Annotated in this window: 14 protein-coding genes and 2 tRNA genes; 9 read left to right on the top strand and 7 right to left on the bottom strand. The window is 41.6% G+C overall.

The window, feature by feature from the left end; translation table 11 throughout:
• The first annotated feature begins 27 nt into the window (after window positions 1–27).
• On the top strand, window positions 28–1,500 hold the full coding sequence (locus tag HXT39_RS06690) for a CCA tRNA nucleotidyltransferase (protein WP_199172865.1): 1,473 nt from the start codon (window positions 28–30) through the stop codon (window positions 1,498–1,500).
• Window positions 1,501–1,557: 57 nt separating this feature from the next.
• Here HXT39_RS06690 and HXT39_RS06685 read toward each other — a convergent pair whose 3' ends face one another.
• The 4 genes from HXT39_RS06685 to HXT39_RS06670 form a co-directional block, all read right to left on the bottom strand.
• The gene (locus HXT39_RS06685) at window positions 1,558–2,184 is read right to left on the bottom strand and encodes a LytR C-terminal domain-containing protein (protein ID WP_004110176.1); all 627 of its coding nucleotides are present in this window, start codon (window positions 2,182–2,184) and stop codon (window positions 1,558–1,560) included.
• 129 nt (window positions 2,185–2,313) lie between these two features.
• Entirely contained in the window at window positions 2,314–3,210 is an 897-nt protein-coding gene (gene rsmA, locus HXT39_RS06680; protein ID WP_004110171.1) for a 16S rRNA (adenine(1518)-N(6)/adenine(1519)-N(6))-dimethyltransferase RsmA, read from the bottom strand.
• Window positions 3,211–3,265: 55 nt separating this feature from the next.
• The gene (locus HXT39_RS06675; protein ID WP_103013753.1) at window positions 3,266–4,648 is read right to left on the bottom strand and encodes a G5 domain-containing protein; all 1,383 of its coding nucleotides are present in this window, start codon (window positions 4,646–4,648) and stop codon (window positions 3,266–3,268) included.
• Between the two features lie 448 nt (window positions 4,649–5,096).
• A tRNA-Thr gene (locus tag HXT39_RS06670) sits at window positions 5,097–5,173 on the bottom strand.
• Between the two features lie 164 nt (window positions 5,174–5,337).
• On the opposite strand from HXT39_RS06670, the gene HXT39_RS06665 reads away from it, so the two are divergent.
• The gene (locus HXT39_RS06665) at window positions 5,338–7,179 is read left to right on the top strand and encodes a serine/threonine-protein kinase (RefSeq protein ID WP_103013754.1); all 1,842 of its coding nucleotides are present in this window, start codon (window positions 5,338–5,340) and stop codon (window positions 7,177–7,179) included.
• Between the two features lie 132 nt (window positions 7,180–7,311).
• On the top strand, window positions 7,312–8,283 hold the full coding sequence (locus HXT39_RS06660; RefSeq protein WP_103013755.1) for a DsbA family protein: 972 nt from the start codon (window positions 7,312–7,314) through the stop codon (window positions 8,281–8,283).
• 95 nt (window positions 8,284–8,378) lie between these two features.
• On the opposite strand, the gene HXT39_RS06655 is transcribed toward HXT39_RS06660, so the two are convergent.
• Window positions 8,379–9,338: a DsbA family protein gene (locus HXT39_RS06655; protein WP_103013756.1), complete on the bottom strand. Its 960-nt coding sequence runs from the start codon at window positions 9,336–9,338 to the stop codon at window positions 8,379–8,381.
• A gap of 240 nt (window positions 9,339–9,578) precedes the next feature.
• Here HXT39_RS06655 and HXT39_RS06650 point away from each other — a divergent pair, with 240 nt between their 5' ends.
• Together HXT39_RS06650 and HXT39_RS06645 are read left to right on the top strand one after the other, a co-directional pair.
• Window positions 9,579–10,706 carry an ABC transporter ATP-binding protein gene (locus tag HXT39_RS06650; RefSeq protein ID WP_004110155.1) on the top strand — a complete coding sequence of 376 codons (1,128 nt, stop codon included), beginning with the start codon at window positions 9,579–9,581 and terminating at the stop codon, window positions 10,704–10,706.
• A gap of 249 nt (window positions 10,707–10,955) precedes the next feature.
• A complete protein-coding gene (locus HXT39_RS06645; protein ID WP_004110152.1) occupies window positions 10,956–12,371 on the top strand; it encodes a DUF4032 domain-containing protein in 1,416 nt (471 codons plus the stop codon).
• Window positions 12,372–12,522: 151 nt separating this feature from the next.
• On the opposite strand, the gene HXT39_RS06640 is transcribed toward HXT39_RS06645, so the two are convergent.
• Window positions 12,523–12,595: transfer RNA gene (locus tag HXT39_RS06640), tRNA-Lys, on the bottom strand.
• Window positions 12,596–12,666: 71 nt separating this feature from the next.
• Window positions 12,667–12,927, bottom strand: a complete 261-nt coding sequence (locus HXT39_RS06635; protein WP_004110149.1) for a glutaredoxin domain-containing protein — start codon at window positions 12,925–12,927, stop codon at window positions 12,667–12,669.
• A 188-nt stretch (window positions 12,928–13,115) separates the two neighbouring features.
• Here HXT39_RS06635 and ftsY point away from each other — a divergent pair, with 188 nt between their 5' ends.
• The 4 genes from ftsY (at window position 13,116) to dnaB (ending at window position 19,546) form a co-directional block, all read left to right on the top strand.
• Window positions 13,116–14,297 carry a signal recognition particle-docking protein FtsY gene (ftsY, locus tag HXT39_RS06630; protein ID WP_081378914.1) on the top strand — a complete coding sequence of 394 codons (1,182 nt, stop codon included), beginning with the start codon at window positions 13,116–13,118 and terminating at the stop codon, window positions 14,295–14,297.
• A gap of 162 nt (window positions 14,298–14,459) precedes the next feature.
• Window positions 14,460–16,238, top strand: a complete 1,779-nt coding sequence (locus tag HXT39_RS06625; protein WP_012913714.1) for an ammonium transporter — start codon at window positions 14,460–14,462, stop codon at window positions 16,236–16,238.
• Between the two features lie 420 nt (window positions 16,239–16,658).
• Complete coding sequence (locus tag HXT39_RS06620; protein WP_004110141.1) at window positions 16,659–18,020, top strand: MATE family efflux transporter; 1,362 nt, start codon at window positions 16,659–16,661, stop codon at window positions 18,018–18,020.
• Between the two features lie 65 nt (window positions 18,021–18,085).
• A complete protein-coding gene (gene dnaB, locus HXT39_RS06615) occupies window positions 18,086–19,546 on the top strand; it encodes a replicative DNA helicase (RefSeq protein ID WP_076002551.1) in 1,461 nt (486 codons plus the stop codon).
• The last annotated feature ends 8 nt before the right edge of the window (window positions 19,547–19,554 follow it).

The raw sequence follows: 19,554 nt of genomic DNA, 5'->3' as shown, positions 1-19,554 counted from the left end.
CAATCCGCTGTGCATTGGGGTAACGGTATGCTGGAATATAGATTGATTTTTGCTGAAAGGGTGTCGGTAAGGGTGACTGAGAACTTCGAAGTTTGGCCTGAAGCTATAGAGTTGGGGCGACTTTTTGCTGAGCGTCATTATGAACTTGCATTAGTTGGTGGTCCTGTGAGAGATATGCTACTGCATCGCGTGTCGCATGATCTTGATTTTTGTACATCAGCTCAACCTGAAGAGTTTGAACATATTTTGCGTCGCTGGGGACATGATGGTTTTTGGGATATGGGTCGTAAATTTGGCACGTTGGGAGCTATGCGTCGACGTGCTGATGGTACAGAAGTAAAAGTTGAAATTACTACATATCGTTCTGATGTGTACGATCCAGATTCTCGTAAACCTGAAGTGCAATACGGTGATACTTTAGAAGGTGATCTTTCTAGGCGTGATTTTACTGTCAACGCAATGGCGTTGCGCGTGCCAGATTTAGAGTTTGTGGATCCTTTTGGCGGTGCCAGTGATTTAGCTAAAGGCGTGTTGCGAACCCCGGTTGATCCTCGTCAATCTTTTGATGACGATCCTTTGCGTATGATGCGTGCAGTTCGTTTTGTTGCGCAACTTGGGTTTAGTATCGAAGCAAATACTGCTGAAGCGATTGTAGACATGGCAGATAGGTTAGATATTGTTTCTGCTGAAAGAATTCGCGACGAAATTACTAAAATGTTACTTTCGGACAGACCTCGTAAAGGATTAGAAGCTCTTGTTGAATCTGGTATAGCTCAGCGTGTTCTTCCGGAGATTCCAGCTTTACAGCTTGAAATTGACGAGCATCATCGTCATAAGGACGTTTTTGAACACACAATGATGGTTCTTGAGCGCGCTATAGCTTTGGAAACAGATCAGGAAGGTCCAGTGCCGTCTCCAGATTTAACATTGCGTCTAGCTGCTTTATTGCATGACATTGGGAAGCCAAAAACTCGAAAATTTGAAGATGGAGGGAAAGTTAGTTTCCACCACCACGATGTTGTTGGCGCAAAAATGACTCGTAAACGTTTGAAAGCACTGCATTTTGATCATCATCTTATCGAAGATGTTACTGAATTAGTGAATTTGCATTTGCGTTTTCATGGGTATGTTGATGAACCGTGGACTGATTCTGCAGTTCGTCGTTACGTAAAAGATTCAGGACATCTGTATGAGCGGTTGAACCGACTTACTAGAGCAGATGCAACCACTCAGAATCGTCGCAAATCGTTAATGTTTGAGCATGCGATGGACGAGATGGAAGAGCGCGTAAAGGAGCTTAAAAAGCAGGAAGATTTTAACGCTATTAGACCTGATGTAGACGGTAATGAAATAATGCAATTATTGCATTTGCAACCAGGTCCAACAGTTGGTGAGGCTTATAAGCATATGCTTGATTACCGTCTCGATAATGGTCCGGTAGACCATGATATTGCTGTAGAAGAATTACAGCGATGGTATGAGGAAACGTACAAAAAGTAAAAGTTTCTTCACTTAAATAAAGAGTAGCAGTATAAAATATTTTACTGCTACTCTTTTTTATTTAACTTCCTTATGCTGATCTGCCTTAGGAATGTTTTTCATAAGATCAGCTCTTATACATCCTTGCACTTCATGTATTGTTGCGCCTGCTGCTGGAACATCTACTTTAGGGCGAAGATTATTAAAAGTAGAGCCAAGCACAATATCGACGAGCTTATCTTTTCTATCATCCATTCGCATAATTGCATCGGTAAAATTAGCGTTTACTGTATAAGCTTCATTAATAGCGTTTTTTCCAAAGTAAATGATTGTTCGTTTAATGTTACTGGATTTGTTATTGTTAACTTCTGTTAAGTTAAATCCGCGAGCGTTTAAAGCTTCGCCAACCGCGCGAGCAAGACCGCGGAACTTTGTGCCGTTGAGAACTCTGATTGCTACAGCTCTATTATCTACGTAAGGGGCTTTGGCCCCTTCTTTTCCTATTATTGCGCATGGAGCTGGAACGCCGTAATTTGGGTTATCTTTTGGAGCACGCACAGAATTTATGCCAAAAGCGTGGAATTGCACAAGTAAAGCAAATATAAAAGTGACGCCCAAGCCTACGCCCACTGTAGTGAGTACAGATCTTTTTCTTTGATACATGAAAGCTTTACGAGCAATACGTTCGTCGTATTCTTGCGTCATGTTCACTTCCGATCTGTGGTTTGTAACTTTGTTAGCAGCAAGTTTACACAAGCTGCAGAATATACGTAATATTTCATTGCGTAATATTTTATTTTGCATATTTATTCAACGAATAAATATGCGTTTTATTTATAATTTACAATCTTTGCATGCGCGATATAAAGCAATAAATTCATCGCAAGTAAGCGTCTCGCCGCGTCTAGTTGGGTCAATTCCAGAATTTTTATATGCTTCTTCTGGAACTTGATTTTTAAGAGCTGCGTGCAATGTCTTACGTCGTTGCTGGAAGGCGGCATCAATGAAAGCGAATACTCCCTCACGTTCATTATTGTCACCTTTGCCTGTGCAATTGCGAGTAAAAGAAACTAATGCTGAATCAACGTTTGGCGATGGCCAAAATACATTACGACCGATAAGCCCTGCGCGTTGGGCTTTGCCGTACCACGCCAACTTAACACTTGGTGTGCCATATACTTTATTCCCAGGTTGTGCGCATAAACGATCTGCTACCTCTTTTTGAACCATAACTAGAAAATTCTGTAAGTTACTAAATTTTTCTAGCAAAGTAAGAATAATAGGCGTCGCAACATTGTATGGCAGGTTTGCAACAAGAGTAAATTGTTTAGCCTGCGCAATCTGTGGAACATCATCGGCATTTACTGTCAAAGCGTCTTTTAGAATGACGTTAAATTTTTGCATTGATTGAGGCATAAATTCTTCTACAGTATGCGGCAATCGTCGAGCTAGCGGAGGGTCTATTTCTACTGCAGTAAGCTGTGCTCCTGTTTGCAATATTGCAAGAGTAAGAGAACCAAGACCAGGCCCTACTTCCATAACGATATCGCCAGATTTAACTTCAGCTGCCGCTACTATTTTTCGCACTGTACCAGGATCAATAACGAAATTTTGACCAAACTTTTTGGTAGGAGTAATGCCTTCCTCGGCAGCAATACGTCTAATATCTGCTGCACCTAAAAGCTGACCTTCATTTTCAATGCTGATTTCTGTCAAAGTTTTACCGTCCAAATTTCGTAACAATTAATCCGTTGCGCCAAAGTGCGTTAAAACACGCTGCTGCCTTTTAATACCAGCCAATTTCGCGCGAATGCTTTACTGCTCCACTAGGTGTTTTATATTTGCTCTTAATGTAACTTAGACCCCAGCTAATTTGTATTGCGGCATCTTCATGCCAATTCGCTCCTGCGCTGCTCATTTTATTTGCAGGAAGAGCTTGAGGAATGCCATAAGCGTGTGAGCTAGGATTTTCTGCGTTCCATCTCCATCCAGATTCCCTATTCCATAACCATAAAAGATCTTCCCATTCTTTACCGGTCCAACCCATTTGCGCAGCTGCGCCCTGAGCGAATAGTTTAGCTTGTTCTGGAGTAGCATGTACAAGGCTATCGGGATTAGAGCTTGGAGCGGGTGCAGGTGGATTAGCTGCAGGTGCGGGAGCTGCAGATGCGGTTTGTTGTTGAGTTTGCTGTTGGCTGTTTTTCTTCTCCTGTTTTGCAGGCTGCTCAGTATTCTGCTTTTTGTGTTGAGCGTTTGTTTGTTGTTTGGATTGTTTTGACTTTTGCGTATTTGTATTATTTTTGTGAATTGGTGCAGGAGCAGCCTTACCTACAGCAATAACTTGATTAACTGCAGGCTTTACCAAATTTTGCGAAACTAAAGTTGCGCTTTCTGCTTTGCCATCTACGTATGTAACGTTATAAACATCTTCGCGCTCACCATTCACGCCAACTTGTTGTACAACGCGAGAATTCGCTGGAAGTTTAGGATCTACTACAGTTTGTGTGGCAAAAGGTAATGAAACTGTACGACTTTCTTTGCCATGAGTAACTCGAGAAACACGTAAAACAGTATTTCCATCATCTTCTTCTACGCTTACGCGATCTTCCTTGCCGAGCACTATACCTTGAGAATCAAGAATTGCGCTCGCAGGTAAGTCTCCATTTTGCACAATGCGTGTTTTCCTGTCAGCGATAACGCTAATTGGACCTTTTTTATTAATTGATAAGCCGCAAGTGAGTTTATCGTAAATATTTTGCAAATTTACTGTAATTCGTGAAGCGTTCTTAGCATTAGCTTTAAAAAAGCCGATTAATTGATCGACACTAGTTGCAACAGTCCAGAACGGTATAGTTACTCCATCTACAGTGATAGAAGTTTGATAAGCACTGCGAACTGTTACAGTAGAATGATTTGTGAGAATATCTCCAGAAGAAGAAATAATTTGATCGTGAGTTTTTACTGGCACGTGTTGTTCTTCCAATAAACGTATTGGATTTGTTGAATAAGTGCTTACAATATGCGTTTTTCCATTTATAATCATTGCAACAGATTTTTTAGCTGTAAATATAAACAAGCTTGTTGCTGTGAGTGATATAGATAAAACGCAGGCGATTATTCTTGCACGACGCATCACTATTAATCGTCTAGGCGTCCATCGACGTGCCATACAATCACTCCCTTTGCAATAATTCTAACTTCTCTATTATACCTTCAGTATTGCATTCAAAATTGAATGCAAAACAAAATAAAAGTGGGGGCGGGAGAGAAGGGGATATTCCCGCCCCCTATGAGGTGGAGCTGGTTGGGGGACGCTCCACTCTCACCTCGGAAACCCTGAGTTGGGGGAAGGTTCCCGAGTTCTTACTCGCGAAAAGTTTTGTTATAAAGATGATCATGTGCACAGATATAGATTTGTTATTTTCATAATACGCCATAATCTGGCACTGTATATGAAAAATAAAAATCTTTTCTATTTTTGAATAGTTAATTAGCCACTATCCCCTCTGCTTTAATCATTTCACGTCATTATATGTGATACGAAAGATAACAAAACTATAGTTCTGGAATATGTGAATGGAAAATAAGAAATACTCGCGAAACGAGTGGAATAAAAATGGAGCCTCCTGCCGGGATCGAACCGGCGACCTGCCGCTTACAAGGCGGCCGCTCTGGCCATCTGAGCTAAGGAGGCGAAGTTTCTCGTTAGCATGACGAATCATGCTAAGTAGAACAATTGATTAGTGTACCATATGCCACGTCATTACAAAATTACGGCGATGTTGAATATAGAAACGGCGTGTTTTTTGTTGTTTATATTTGCGTATTTGGCAATATAAGGCATTAACATAATGCAGTATGGAAGATACAAGCATGTTCGATTTGCAACCAGGGACTAATGTAGGCGGATACACGCTTATTTCTAGGCTTGGCGGCGGCGCAATGGGGTCAGTTTGGCGCGTTAATGACGATGGCGGCAATCAATATGCTATGAAAATATTACGTGCGTCTGTTCATGCAAAACAGAGTGAAGATGAAGATTCTGAGCAGGAACGCGCTCGAATACGTTTAAAACGTGAAGCTTTGGCTTTGCAGAGGATTCATCATCCAGGTGTTTGCGCGATAGTGGATATGGAATTAGATGCTTCAATCGCTTTTATTGTGACAGAGTTGATTGAAGGACATAATTTGCGCGAAGACGTGGATGAGAATGGACCTTATATTGCAGATGATTTGGAGCGTCTTGCGCATAAGCTTATTGAAGCTGTTAAAGCAGTTCATGAAGCCGGTATTGTTCATCGCGATATTAAACCAACTAATGTAATGATTTCTGCTACTGGACCTGTATTGGTAGATTTTGGGATTGCGATGGGCGAAGGTGAAAGCCATGTTACTCGCACGGGATTAGTGATGGGCACTCCTGGTTTTATTGCTCCAGAAATTATTGAAGGCGGAGATTCAGATGAACTTACAGATTGGTGGTCTGTTGCTGCTGTGCTTGCATTTGCGGCTACCGGTAAGCCTGTTTTTGGCACAAAGCCTATGATGGCGGTTTTGGAGCGTGCTGCCTCAGGCAATGCAGATTTAACTGGGTTACCTCCTAGAACAATGGCTGCTTTTCGTAAGGCTTTGAATCCGATTCGAGAGCAGCGTTGCATGCCATCTGATTTAGAAAATGCAATTAGTCAAGATGCTATGGATCCTTTAGCCTGGCCGGAGGCGAACCGCCCTTTTGACCGTAATGCCACTAACATAACTATGCGTAAAATGTGGTGTGAAACAAGTCGTGAAACAAAAGAAAAAACTGCTATACTAACAAATTCTCGTACCTGCGATGCAGCTGGTACAGCTGGCATAACAAATCTTAATTCTGATGGAGAAATGCCAACCGTAACTGTTCGTTCTACTACTGTTATGCCACATTCATTAGATAATAGTGAAGACGATAAAACATTTTGTGTGGATGAAAAAACACGAATTAATGCGTTAAACGATGTAGATTTTCAGAATATACAGGACGACAATTCAAACAATTCACGCATTGCACAATCTTCAAAACTTATTCGTTCTTCTGATAACACTTTTGATAATGGCAATATTGAAAATGAAGCAGGTGATTCTCTACACGTTAAAAGTGATGAAGTGTCTTCTGTTGATCCTGCTCTTAATAAACATGATTATGCGCGTAGAGGAACATGGATACTGCTGATTTGTATAATTCTTCATTTAGCCATTGCTTGCTTAAGCATTCTCGATTCTATTGGTTTTGCGATGGTTTTTATGTGGATTAGTGCAACATCCGGCTACAGTATTTCATCAAGCTTGCGAAGATGGCAACTTAACGATGGAATAATTCCTCGCCATGATTCTGTAGTGCTTATTGCAACTTTACCGTGGCATATTATTCGAGGATTTGTTTACATGCTTCCACGAGTTATAGCTATTGTTGTTTCTGGAGGTATTGGAGCTGTTATATATCCATTTTTCTGCGGTAATAATCCTGAATTACTTTCTATAGATGTTGGATCCTTGCGTATTCTTTTACCAACTTACTCACCTAATATTTTTTCAAGTACTGCAGTTGGATATGCTCTAGGATTTATTGTTGCATGGGTTGTTTTTGCTGCAGTTAAGTGGACTACAAAATTCCGTTTAGGATTAGGTGCGTTATTTTATTCTGGAAAATCATTTGAAAAATAAAAATAGTATGATACGTAATGTGTATTTTCCGTTGATGCCATCTACTAAACTGTGGTGAAGTTATTATTTCATTAGCAAGAATGCTGCTAGGAACGAGTCTTAGTGTGCGAAATAAATGGTTGAAGGATAACAATGCCTAAAATTCAGATGCGTGATAATAAGCAGGGAGATTCATCTGCTACTCGCCTACAAAGAACTATAGAAAATCGCGAACGTGCAGCGCGTGCGGCGCGTGAGCGTCGTCAGCAAGCAATTATCGGCGTTATTGTAGTAATTATTGTTGCGGCTATGTTGGCTGCTGTAGGCATTACTGCGTATCAGGCAGCTTACGTTCAGCCTCAGAAAAAAATAGAGCAATCTGCAAAATCTAATCATAATTTGGATAATATTGATCCAAGTATTCGTCCAAGCGGTGTTAATTCTAAGAATGGCATTCTTTTTAGCAAGGATGGGTACGGCAAGCAAGCTGCTGGTGCTCCTACAGTTGCCACTTATTTTGATCCTTTGTGCCCTGGTTGTGGATCCTTTAATCGTACTGTTGATGAAACTTTAATTAAAATGGTTGAAGCAGGTCAAATTAACCTAGAACTTCACCCAATGTCATTCTTGGATGGACTTTCTACTGACCATTACTCGACTCGTGTTTCTAGTGCTATTGCTTATATCGCTTCATATGATAACAATCCAAAGCATTTGCTTCAGTTTATCAATGGCATTTTTAACGAAAAATTCCAGCCGGAAGAAAGCGAGGGATATAAGCCTGTAAGCAATAAAGAGTTGATTAAACTGGCTAAGAAATCTGGAATTCCAAACGAAATTGCAAGTAAAGCTTTTAACCGCCAATATTTGAAGTGGCAGCTGCTAGTTAATAAATACACTCCTGATCGTAAGGAATTGTGGAATGTCAGCGGTCCAAATAAAGGATCTATGACAACGCCGACTGTAACTATTAACGATAAATTGCTTGATATGAATGCCATTAATGAGAAAAAAATGAAGGTGCTTGATGCTCTGCTTCATTGCATCGGCCTGGATAAAAAACAAGTTGGAGTTGCAGGTCAGATGCCTAAAGTGTCTGACACTAGTTCCCCTATTGCATTGTAAATAAGCTAAATTATAGAAATCTAAATTATTAAATAAAAACGGACGTTAAGTGTATTCTTAACGTCCGTTTTAGTATAGAGATTACTTAATTTTATTTATAATTCAAGCGGCTTACTCTTATACGTAACTTTCGGCATATGACCAGATTTGCCAACATATTTTTTATCGATTCCCAAAGACTTTAATATAGCTTCCAAAGGATCCATTTGCTTTTCAGAAGCTGCATTGAGATCTACTAGCTTACCGTTAATTGTTACTGTTGGAGTTGTCATAGCGCCTTTATTAGAGCCAGAAACATTCCATAAAGCTTTTTCTTCTGGAGTATTCTCATTAATAACTTCTTGCCACTTAACATAGTGTAGGTTAAATGCTTCATTCGCAATCTTATCTGCAACTCCAGCATCTTCAGCTAAATCAATAAGAGCTTTATTTGGTGTTGCTTGGTATCCGTCGCCTTCTTCTGGCTGGAATCTTTCGCTAAAAATACTATTGATGAACTTAAGCAAATGCTTTGGATCGTTGTCGTGCGAAGCGATATAGGCAATACCGCCTGAGACGCGATAAGAATATTGATCTGAGCTAAAACGATTTAAGAATGACATTGGGTGAAGTTCTAGGTTAATTTGACCTGCTTCAACCATTTTAATTAAAGTTTCATCAACAGTACGATTAAAGGATCCGCAACCAGGGCACAAAGGATCAAAATAAGTGGCAACTGTAGGAGCACCAGCAGCTTGCTTGCCGTACCCATCTTTGCTAAGAAGAATTCCGCCTTGTAAATTAGATGCTGGTGGGATGTCAGAAGAAGGCAGTTTTTTAATCTCTTTGGTTATTTGGGAGTCTGCTGTATCCTCAGTTTGTGTATCTGGCTTATTGGTTGTTGGATTTTCAATTTTTACTTGTGGTTTATTGATTGAATTGTAATAAGTCATAAACCCAGCTCCTGCAGCGAATGCAAGAATAATTAGTGCTATTACGATGCCAATTAAGCTTTTACTATAAGGGGTATTTGATTTTTGCATTTCATTATTTGTTGTTTCTTGTTGTTGATCCATAGTTATTCTCCTTTTGTGCGCCTTACTCGACACGCCGAGTTTATGCAAAATACTGATTTTTTGCTGTTTTTCTAAGATAAACATGATATATTAAGGCATGGCTCAACGAAGAGAACCTTCAATGGACCAGGTAAGTAAACTGTGGACGATTGATACCCGCCGATGTAGGAATTGGGGTCATGAGTGCACACCCTTCACTACGGATCGTTCGGCACGTACCTGCCGATGAAAGGACATATCATGGCAGAAGTTGTATTTGATCATGTGACTCGTATATACCCGGGCAACGATAAGCCTTCGGTTGATGACTTGAACATGACTATTAAAGATGGTGAGTTCCTCGTACTCGTTGGTCCATCTGGTTGCGGTAAGTCAACTACTTTGCGTATGTTGGCAGGTCTTGAAGAGGTTAACAAAGGACGTATCCTCATCGGTGGTCAGGATGTTACTACAATGCAGCCAAAGGATCGCGATATTGCAATGGTCTTCCAGAATTATGCACTGTATCCGCATATGACAGTTGCTGATAACATGGGCTTTGCTTTGAAGATTGCTGGTGTTCCTAAGGAAGAAATCCGCAAGCGTGTTGAAAAAGCTGCAGAAGTGTTGGATTTGACAGAGTATTTGGATCGTAAGCCGAAGGCTTTGTCTGGTGGTCAGCGTCAGCGTGTTGCTATGGGTCGCGCAATTGTTCGTGAACCAAAAGTCTTCCTCATGGATGAGCCTCTTTCCAACCTCGACGCTAAGCTCCGCGTTCAGACTCGTACTCAGATTGCTGCTTTGCAGCGTCAGCTTGGTGTTACTACTCTGTACGTTACCCACGATCAGACCGAAGCTTTGACCATGGGCGATCGCATTGCAGTGATTAAGCTTGGCGTATTGCAGCAGGTTGGAGCTCCTACTGAGCTTTATGACCGCCCTGCAAACGTATTCGTTGCAGGCTTCATTGGTTCACCATCTATGAATATCAATCAGCATCCAGTTGTAAACGGTCGAGCTCAGATTGGTGAGGATTCTATACTTCTTCCAGCTGAGGCTGTTGACAAGCTCACTGCAGAAGATAACGGACAGATTATTGTTGGCTTCCGCCCAGAAGATGCAAGCTTGGCAACATCCGATGATCCAAATGCGTTCTCCTTGAAGGTAATGAACGTGGAAGATCTCGGTTCTGATGGCTATATCTATGGCAATATCATCACCGATGGTTCTCCTGAGGAAGCATCTACTATGATGTCTGATCAAAATAAGCTCACGACTATTCGCGTGAACCCACGTGCTCTTCCAAAGGTTGGCGACACCGTGAAGATCAAGATTGATCCATCTAAGATGCATCTGTTCGCACCTTCTACGGAGTTGCGTTTGAACTAAAACGTTGGTTTGCCTGCTTATATAAGCTAATGAGCAAACTTTCGGTATAAGGTATAGAGCGGGGTTCGCAATATGACGCGAACCCCGTTTTTGGCACAAAAAAGCAGCATAATAAGTGTACAATAATACATCATTACAATGCATCGCTTATTATATATAGTTGTTATCAATAATTCGTCGGTGGTTGAGCTGTGTTTATCTGGAATGCAGTGATATCGTTGGCATGAGCTTGATTGGTAAATAAACTTTATGGAATGGAATGACGCTCCTCAATTAGACCCGCGTGCTGTGCAAGCAACTTCGGTATCTGCACAGGACGAGAATGCGTCTTCTCAAGAGCCGCAGGCACTGAAGATTACTGCGGCTAGTTCAAATCCAAAAATGTTTACACTGCCTTGGGAATTACCACTTTCTCAATGGCCTGCTGATTTATTCGTGAATTTGCCGCGTGGTATTTCTCGCCACGTTGTGCGATTTGTTCACGTTGGCGATGAAGTGTATGCAATGAAGGAAATTACTCGTCAAGTTGCAGAACGTGAGTATGAGCTTTTGCGTAGGCTTCGTAAACTTGAGTTGCCTACAGTTACTCCTATAGCTGTTGTTGCAGGACGCCATGACGCTAATGGTGAAAAGCTTGAGGCAATGTTAGTTACGAAACATTTGAAGTTCTCACTACCATATCGTGCATTATTTGCTCGTACGTTGCGTCCGGATACTGCAGAGCGCCTTATCGATGCGCTTGCTGTTCTTATGGTGCGCTTGCATCTTTCTGGCTTCTATTGGGGCGATGTATCGCTTTCCAACGTGCTGTTTTTGCGAGATGCAGATGCTTTTTCTGCATTCCTAGTTGACGCAGAAACTGGTGATTTGCATGGAAGTTTAACAGAAGGTCAACGAGAATACGATATTGATTTAGCTCGAACCAACATTATTGGTGAGCTTATGGATTTGAGCTCCGGTCAGCTTTTACCGACAGAAGTAGATGAAATTAGTATAGGCAATCGTCTAGTAGATCGCTATCATTCGCTTTGGAGTACGCTTACTGACGTTGATAAGTTCAGTCCTGATGAGATGTGGCGAATTGAACGTCGTGTTAATCGTCTAAATGAGCTTGGTTTCGATGTTGATGAGTTGGAGATGAAGACTTCAGAAGATGGTCGAAGGGTTTTGGTTCGACCTCGAGTTGTGGATGCTGGCTATGCTTCCCGCAAGCTTCTTCGTCTTACTGGATTGGATGTTCAAGAGAATCAGGCTCGAAGGCTGCTAAACGATTTGGATGCATATCGCACTTCTACATGGCGTCAAGGTGAAGAGCTGGAAATCGTCGCAACTGATTGGATGCGTGAAATTTTCGAGCCAACAGTTCGTATGATACCTCCTGAATTCCGTTCGCAAATTGAACCAGCTCAGTTCTTCCATGAAGTGTTGGATCATCGTTGGTTTATGGCAGAAAAAGTTGGCCATGACGTTGCTATGCAAGATGCTGTGACAAGCTATATTAAAAATGTGCTTCCTCAGTACAAAATGGATAAGCATGTTCTTGCTGCTATTAATGCAGATGCTGATTCTGGCGTTGTGGATGATGAATACACGTATTCTTCTCCAGCACCTGTAGGTCACGATATAGATGAAGATGATCAAGATGCTAGTGTTTGGGCAAGTTGAGTATTGTGTTATATAAGTAATCAGCTAATTCTCAATAAGTACGGCATTGATTGCCGTCTTTGATTTTAAGTGAATTTTTCGTCGGGGAGCTTCAACTCCCCGTTTTTTTATTGCAGTTTACTCGCTTACCCTAAATTTGGGTATAAAAAAGTGCCCCCTGTGGGACTCGAACCCACAACCCAAGACTTAAAAGGACTCTGCTCTGCCAATTGAGCTAAAGGGGCAACAAATGCTAAGTGTACTACATTCAATCGACGAAGTGAATATCGTGTTAACTTATGCGTGTTACATATATTTATTGCAGTATTCCGAGTGACTCAAGTTTTGCTTTTATTTGTGTTGCTGATGGCTCAACCATAAAAGTATTATCTGCAAAAGTAACAACTGGAATATGCTTTTGATTGCTAATTTCAATCGCTTTTTCTTCAGCACCCTCTTCTGTTTCAATATCGTGCCAAACGAATGCCACACCATACTGGATTAGCGCAGCTTTCGCACGTTTGCAATCTCCACACCAATCTGCACCGTATACGTTTACGGTAGGCTGATCTGACATAAAATCCTCCTCAATGATTTTGTGAATTCAAATTTTGCGTAATAAATAGCTCGTACTATTTATTACTACTTTTACTAGTGTAATAGATGCAGGTGTACCTAAGCATATTGACGTTGAAGTGTAACAAAGATGAGAAAAAATAGTGAAATATATTGCTAGTGTCCCTTGACTTTCATAGTCTTGATGTCATGAATATGGTTATGGATATGAACATGCTAATTTGGTTTGCGGCTGCGGCTGTTGTTATTGTCATCTTATTAGTAACAGTTGCAGTGATTTTGCGCATTCACAGCAATAGTCATGGACCAGTAATTCCTGAAAGCGTTGATAGTGCAATCGATACAAGCAAAACTAAAGCGCGTGGAACAAAAAAATCTGAAAAACAGATAGAAAGTAACGTCGCGGTTGTACCTAATGAAGAAGTAAAGTCTGAATTATTGCCAGAAAGTACTTCTTCGCGTATTAAACATCTTCGTGAACGTTTGGCTCATAGTGCAAATCCACTTGGTCGTGCATTGTTTAATATCATAAGCAAGGACCATCTTTCGGAAGAAGATTGGGAAGATGTAGAAGATACTCTTCTTATGGCCGATGTTGGTTCTCGAGCTAGTGAAGAATTAGTAGAAGATCTACGCAAAGATGCACGCATTGCTGGTACCTCTAATTCAGAAGATGTGCATTCAGCATTGCGTACAAAACTATTGAAAATAGTAGATGAAGACGCTGATCGACGCTTAAATGTAGATAAATCAAATGCGCATCATCCTAGCGTTATTATGATGGTCGGCGTTAATGGCACCGGTAAAACCACTACTGCTGGTAAATTAGCGCGATTGTTTATTGCCAAAAAACGTTCAGTAATGTTTGCTGCAGCAGATACTTTTCGTGCGGCTGCAGCTGATCAACTTGAAACTTGGGCGTCTGCAGTAAGCGTGCCAGTTGTTCGTGCAAATAAAGATGGTGCTGATCCTGCTTCTGTTGCTTTTATTGCTGCGAATAAGGCAAAAGAAGAGCAAACTGATTTATTGATTGTAGATACTGCTGGTCGTTTGCAGAATAAAGCAAATTTAATGGAAGAGCTTGGCAAAATTCGTAGGGTTATAGAAAAAACTATGCCTGTTGATGAAGTATTGCTGGTATTGGATGCTACTACTGGTCAAAATGGCATGTCTCAAGCAAAAGTATTTGCTGAAGCTATTGGCATTACGGGCGTAGTCCTTACTAAGCTTGATGGTTCCGCTAAAGGTGGAATTGTTATAGCTGTACAGCATGAACTTGGTGTACCGGTTAAGCTAGTAGGTCTTGGCGAAGGACCAGATGATTTAGTGCCGTTTGATGCTCAAAGCTTCGTAGACGGTTTGCTCGCTTAATGCTGAGCATTGATGTAGTTGCATGAGTGGTAGTTTTTAATGTTCCACTAAAGTCTTTATGAGTTTTGGCTATAAGAGTTTCTCGGTACAATAGTTATATAAAGTAATACTTAAGCTGCAATGATGTTATTGTTGCGCTGTTTCAAATAATTGAGGTGAAAAATGACCACAATGGATCCGCAATGGGCATTGTTGGCTGGCGCGTTGGTGTTTATTATTACGCCGGGTATTGCCCTGTTCTATGGAGGCCGTGAACGCGCTACTTCCATGGTGAATATGATGATGCTTTCAGCTGGCGCTATTGCTGTAACCACACTGGTTTGGACGCTGTGGGGATGGTCGTTAGCTTTTGCTGGCAAAGATATGGCTGGTGGTGTTATAGGTGATCCATTGAGTGGTTTGCTATTCCGTGATTCGATGGTGGCAGATCATGGTGTGTTTACGTCTATGGACGCAAATTCCGGATTATCTGGCGGCATTCCTGCAGCTTTTCGTTTAGCATGTGCTGTTGTTGCAGTAGCGCTTATTACTGGAGCTCTAGCCGGTCGAGTGCGTTACGCTATTTGGCTTATTTTCGTAGCTGTGTGGATTACTTTAGTATTCGCTCCATTAGCACATATGGTGTGCGGTGGTGGATTGCTTTCGCCTAATGGTGCTATTTCACAGGCGTTAGGTATTTCAGTGCATGACTTCGCAGGTGGCTCTATATTGCATATTGCTGCGGCTGTTTCGGCTTTTGCAATTGTTATGATTATTGGCGGACATGCTCACTTCCCTCTTAAGCGTTTTGTTTTGCATATTAAGAATGTTGCGCATACGAGTGGCAATGCTAATTCTGGAGCTACTAATTCGCGTAATCCTAAAAGTCGTTTATCGCGCGCATTGTGGGCTGATGTTGAGCATGCTAAAAATGCTGCTAGTGAGACTGTTGTCTCTCCAGTTGCTACAGTGACTGAGGTTGCTGCTGAATCCACTGCAACGCAGTCAGCCGTTGAAAATGGTGTTGCTGCTCGCCATCCGCATAATGTTCCTTTCGTTATGCTTGGCGTTTTCTTGATTTGGTTCGGTTGGCTTGGGTTAATGATTGGTTCTTCTGCAGGCGTTCCTGGAGTTGCAGGTTATGCTTGGGTGAGTTCCACAATAACTGCTTCTGCTTCAATGCTTGCCTGGGGTGTGACTGAACGTTTACACTCTGGATGCTTTACTGCTTTGGGAGCTGCGTCTGGTGTTATGGCTGGATTGGCTGCAAGTGCTGCAGCCGCGGATGTTATTGCTCCATTGTGGGCTTTAGTTTTGGGTGTTCTTTCTGGTGTTATTACTTCTCTAGTGACTCACTCTCGTACTTTTGTGCGCTACGATGGTGCCTTGCATGTAGTTAGCGTGAATGGTGTTGCTGCGCTTATTGGTGTGCTTGCAGTAGGCTTATTTGCTGATGGTTCTGGATTACTTGCTGTTGGTGATTGGCATCAGTTAGTTGCACAACTGTGCTTAATTGGGATTACGGTGCTTTATGCAGGTGCTGTAACTGCAGTATTAGCTTTTGTTCTTGAAAAGCTTTTTGGATGGCGTATTTCGGAAGCTAAGGAACGTAAGGGCGTTGATTTGGTTGATCAAGGAGAGCGTGCTTACGATTTTTCTTCTATTGCACAAAGTCATGATGGCGCTGTAGTTGCTGTTGCAGATGATGATGCAAATAAAACTCAAATGGCTGTTCTTACTTCTGTTGATATTGATATGGGTGAAAACGAGGTTGAACAATCTGATTTTATGGTTAATCAATCTGAGGCAAATCCTGAGCAAGGCGATTCTGAGGTTGATTCTAAATCTGAAGTTGAGCAAAAAGAGTCTTCTTCTGAAGAAGAGTTTGAAACTGTAAAAAAAGATGAATCATCGCAAAAGAATAAAAAAACAGAAAAACGAAATAATAGTGCTAAAGAATAGACGCATGTGCGTAAGCGTTATGATTTAGCAGCAAGTTCGAATTATGTTGGTATAAACCGCATGTCTTATCTAAGATATGCGGTTTTGCTATTTTTGCTAATTTAAAATCAAGTTTTTTAATGAATAACTTATTTTTAGTGAATAAGTTATTCATATGACACGCACGAATTGCTTGATGTGGATAAAAAAGATAAGTTATCCACATTTTAGGCGTGTCTACGTGGATATCACACAAATTTATCCACATAGTGGGGATAACATTGTGGATATCCTGCGGATAACTTTTTAAAATAATATTTTTATTTGCGATTTACGCATATTTGTGTTACTTCACTCGCAATTGCTTTTGCATAAAATTTGTTAGCATATTGCAATTTTCTTTTATGCAAGCGTGACAAAGTAGCAGTAGAATGAAGCATTATGACAAATCAAAAGTTGGACAACCAGAACAAAAAAGACGTACTGCGCAATATTTGGCTACTAGCTGTACCGACTTTTGGACAGCTCATATCTGAGCCGGCATTTGTACTCATTGACACTGCTATTATTGGTCATATTGGCAAAAGTGCTCTAGCGGGTCTTTCTATTGGATCAACGGTACTTCTTACTACTACAGGTCTCTGCTTATTTTTGGCTTACAATACAACTTCACAGGTTGCGCGTCTCTTAGGCGCAGGTAAGCGTCGAGAAGGTTTTAGCATTGGTATGGATGGGTTGTGGCTTGCATTATTGCTTGGCATAATTCTTACAGTCATACTTATTTTCGCCGCTGAACCGTTATGTTACGCAATAGGCGCGCGTGGCTCTACGTTGCAAAATGCTATCGTTTACACACAAATGGTTATGCCTGGATTGCCTGCGATGTTGCTCGTGTATGCAGCAAATGGCATATTTCGCGGTCTTTGCAACGTGCGCATAACATTATTTGCTGCTGTAAGTGGAGCTGTTCTAAATACCATTCTCGATGTAATCGCAGTATTTGGTCTCAATATGGGAATCGCTGGTTCTGGTATTGCAACAATGATTGCGCAATGGTACATGGGACTTGTTCTCACTATTCCTGCAGTTATTTGGGCTACTCAAAGTGGTGCGCGTCTCAAACCGCATTTCCAGCATATTCTACATTCTGCTGGAACTGGTATGCCTTTGTTTGTTCGTACACTTGCATTGCGCGTGTGCATGGTAGCTACGGTTGTTACTGCGACTCATCTCGGTACTAATACTCTCGCCGCGTATCAGGTTGCTAACTCTTGTTGGAATTTTGTTATGAATATTTTAGATGCAATTGGTATTGCTGCGCAGACTATTGTTGCTGCAGCACTAGGTGCAGGCTGTCGTAAGCGCGCAGGAATGATTACGCGTATTTGTGCTCAAGTGGGAGCTGTAAGCAGCGTAGGAGTCGGTTTATTCATGATTTTCGTGGGTTGGAGTTGCGCGCCACTATTTAGTCAGCATACAGATATCCAGTTTTTAATTTCTGTAGGTATGACAATATTAGGATTGTTCTTGCCTCTTGCTGGATGGATGTGGGCACTAGATGGCGTATTAATTGGCGCAGGCGATCACCGTTACTTAGCAAAAGCTTGCTCAGTAATGGCTGCTGTGTATTTAACATTTTTGGCGCTCACAAGCGTTTTCGATGTCGTCGTCGACGCTAATGACGTGGTAAGAACTATTACTTTATGGGTTGTTTTAAATGCTGTTTATATTGGGGGGCGTGCAATAGGCAATAGTTTGCGCATAAGAAATGATACGTGGATGGACTCTGCGCTAAAAATGTAAATAAAGTTTTGTGTTAATACATTTACGTTTTTTCATAATACGTGCGCGCGTTTATACTCGTTTTTATGGCAGATAATGATATGTGGCAATCTACTAAAGGCAATGTTATCCGCGTAGGGAGCAATCGTGGTGGCAATGGTGACGTCTCTGCATATGGTTCTGGCGTTGCAAATCGTGGTGCTGAAGTAGGTGCTACGTTGTTTGATCGTGTGCCTCCTCACGATGTCGATGCAGAAATGGCTGTGCTTGGCGGAATGCTTATGAGCAAAGATGCTATTGGCGAAGTGTCTCAATTGCTTGAAACATCAGATTTTTATTTACCGCAGCACCAAACAATTTATGATGCTATTCTTACGCTTTTCGCTGGCTCACAGCCTGTTGACGTTGTGCTTGTAGCTAACGAATTAATGAAAGATGGAAATCTCGATAAAGTTGGCGGAGCTGACTATTTGCACAGCCTAGTAGCTTCTGTGCCAACAGCCGCAAACGCAATGTACTACGCAGATATTGTGCACCAAAATGCTGTTCTTCGTAACGTTATTACTGCTGGCACAAAAATTGCGCAAATGGGCTATTCTGCTTCCGGAGCGCAAGCAGAAGATATTGTAAATCTTGCGCAATCAGAAGTGTATGAGATGAGTGCCGGCAAAGTGCGTCAAGATTACGTTGCTATTGGCCCAGTTTTGCAAAATACTCTTGATCAGCTCGATAAAATGCAAAATCATGAACTTGAGCAAGGTGTGCCGACTGGATTTAGAGATATTGACGAAGTTACTCAAGGTTTGCAGCCTGGTCAAATGATTGTTGTTGCTGGTCGTCCGGCTATGGGTAAGTCAACACTTGGCATTGATTTCGCTCGTTCAGCAGCACTGCACCACAATATGACGTCTATTGTGTTCTCTCTAGAAATGAGCAAAGTGGAATTGGCTCAGCGCATTATTGCTGCAGAAACTAATATTCCGCTTGCTGCTATGCGAAGAGCGGAAGATATTACTCCGGATCGTTGGAATACTCTTAATACTTTTTGGACAAAAATGCAAAACGCTCCGCTTTTTATTGATGACAGTCCAAATATGAGCTTGATGGAAATTCGCGCAAAATGCCGTCGTTTGAAGCAAACTAATGATCTGAAACTGGTAGTTATTGATTACCTTCAGCTGATGAGTTCCGGCAAGCGCGTGGAAAGCCGACAGCAGGAAGTTTCGGAATTCTCACGTGCGCTTAAGTTGCTTGCAAAAGAGCTTGAAGTGCCAGTTGTGGCATTGAGCCAGCTTAACCGAGGGCCGGAAATGCGAAACGACAAGAAACCACAGCTTTCAGATTTGCGCGAATCTGGTTCTATTGAGCAGGATGCTGACGTTGTGTTCCTAGTGCATCGCCCTGATTTTTACAATAAGGAAGATCGCCCAGGCGAAGCAGATATTATTATGGCAAAGCATCGTAACGGCCCTACTGACACGTTTAATCTTGCCTTCTTGGGTGCAACTTCCAAGTTCATGGATATGCCGCAAGACTACCAGCAATAAGGGGTGTG

It is taken from the genome of Gardnerella sp. DNF01159 (assembly GCF_049244215.1).
GTDB classification, from domain to species: Bacteria; Actinomycetota; Actinomycetes; order Actinomycetales; family Bifidobacteriaceae; genus Bifidobacterium; species Bifidobacterium swidsinskii.
This window is presented reverse-complemented; position numbering and strand designations above follow the sequence as displayed.

Excerpts from the sequence above, each read along its gene's own strand:
- HXT39_RS06675 (WP_103013753.1), bottom strand. The coding sequence starts at position 4,648 with ATGGCACGTCGATGGACGCCTAGACGATTAATAGTGATGCGTCGTGCA.
- HXT39_RS06620 (WP_004110141.1), top strand. The coding sequence starts at position 16,659 with ATGACAAATCAAAAGTTGGACAACCAGAACAAAAAAGACGTACTGCGC.
- HXT39_RS06655 (WP_103013756.1), bottom strand. The coding sequence starts at position 9,338 with ATGGATCAACAACAAGAAACAACAAATAATGAAATGCAAAAATCAAAT.
- HXT39_RS06635 (WP_004110149.1), bottom strand. The coding sequence starts at position 12,927 with ATGTCAGATCAGCCTACCGTAAACGTATACGGTGCAGATTGGTGTGGA.
- HXT39_RS06645 (WP_004110152.1), top strand. The coding sequence starts at position 10,956 with ATGGAATGGAATGACGCTCCTCAATTAGACCCGCGTGCTGTGCAAGCA.
- HXT39_RS06650 (WP_004110155.1), top strand. The coding sequence starts at position 9,579 with ATGGCAGAAGTTGTATTTGATCATGTGACTCGTATATACCCGGGCAAC.
- HXT39_RS06685 (WP_004110176.1), bottom strand. The coding sequence starts at position 2,184 with ATGACGCAAGAATACGACGAACGTATTGCTCGTAAAGCTTTCATGTAT.
- HXT39_RS06660 (WP_103013755.1), top strand. The coding sequence starts at position 7,312 with ATGCCTAAAATTCAGATGCGTGATAATAAGCAGGGAGATTCATCTGCT.
- HXT39_RS06690 (WP_199172865.1), top strand. The coding sequence starts at position 28 with ATGCTGGAATATAGATTGATTTTTGCTGAAAGGGTGTCGGTAAGGGTG.
- HXT39_RS06665 (WP_103013754.1), top strand. The coding sequence starts at position 5,338 with ATGGAAGATACAAGCATGTTCGATTTGCAACCAGGGACTAATGTAGGC.
- dnaB (WP_076002551.1), top strand. The coding sequence starts at position 18,086 with ATGGCAGATAATGATATGTGGCAATCTACTAAAGGCAATGTTATCCGC.
- ftsY (WP_081378914.1), top strand. The coding sequence starts at position 13,116 with ATGAATATGGTTATGGATATGAACATGCTAATTTGGTTTGCGGCTGCG.
- HXT39_RS06625 (WP_012913714.1), top strand. The coding sequence starts at position 14,460 with ATGACCACAATGGATCCGCAATGGGCATTGTTGGCTGGCGCGTTGGTG.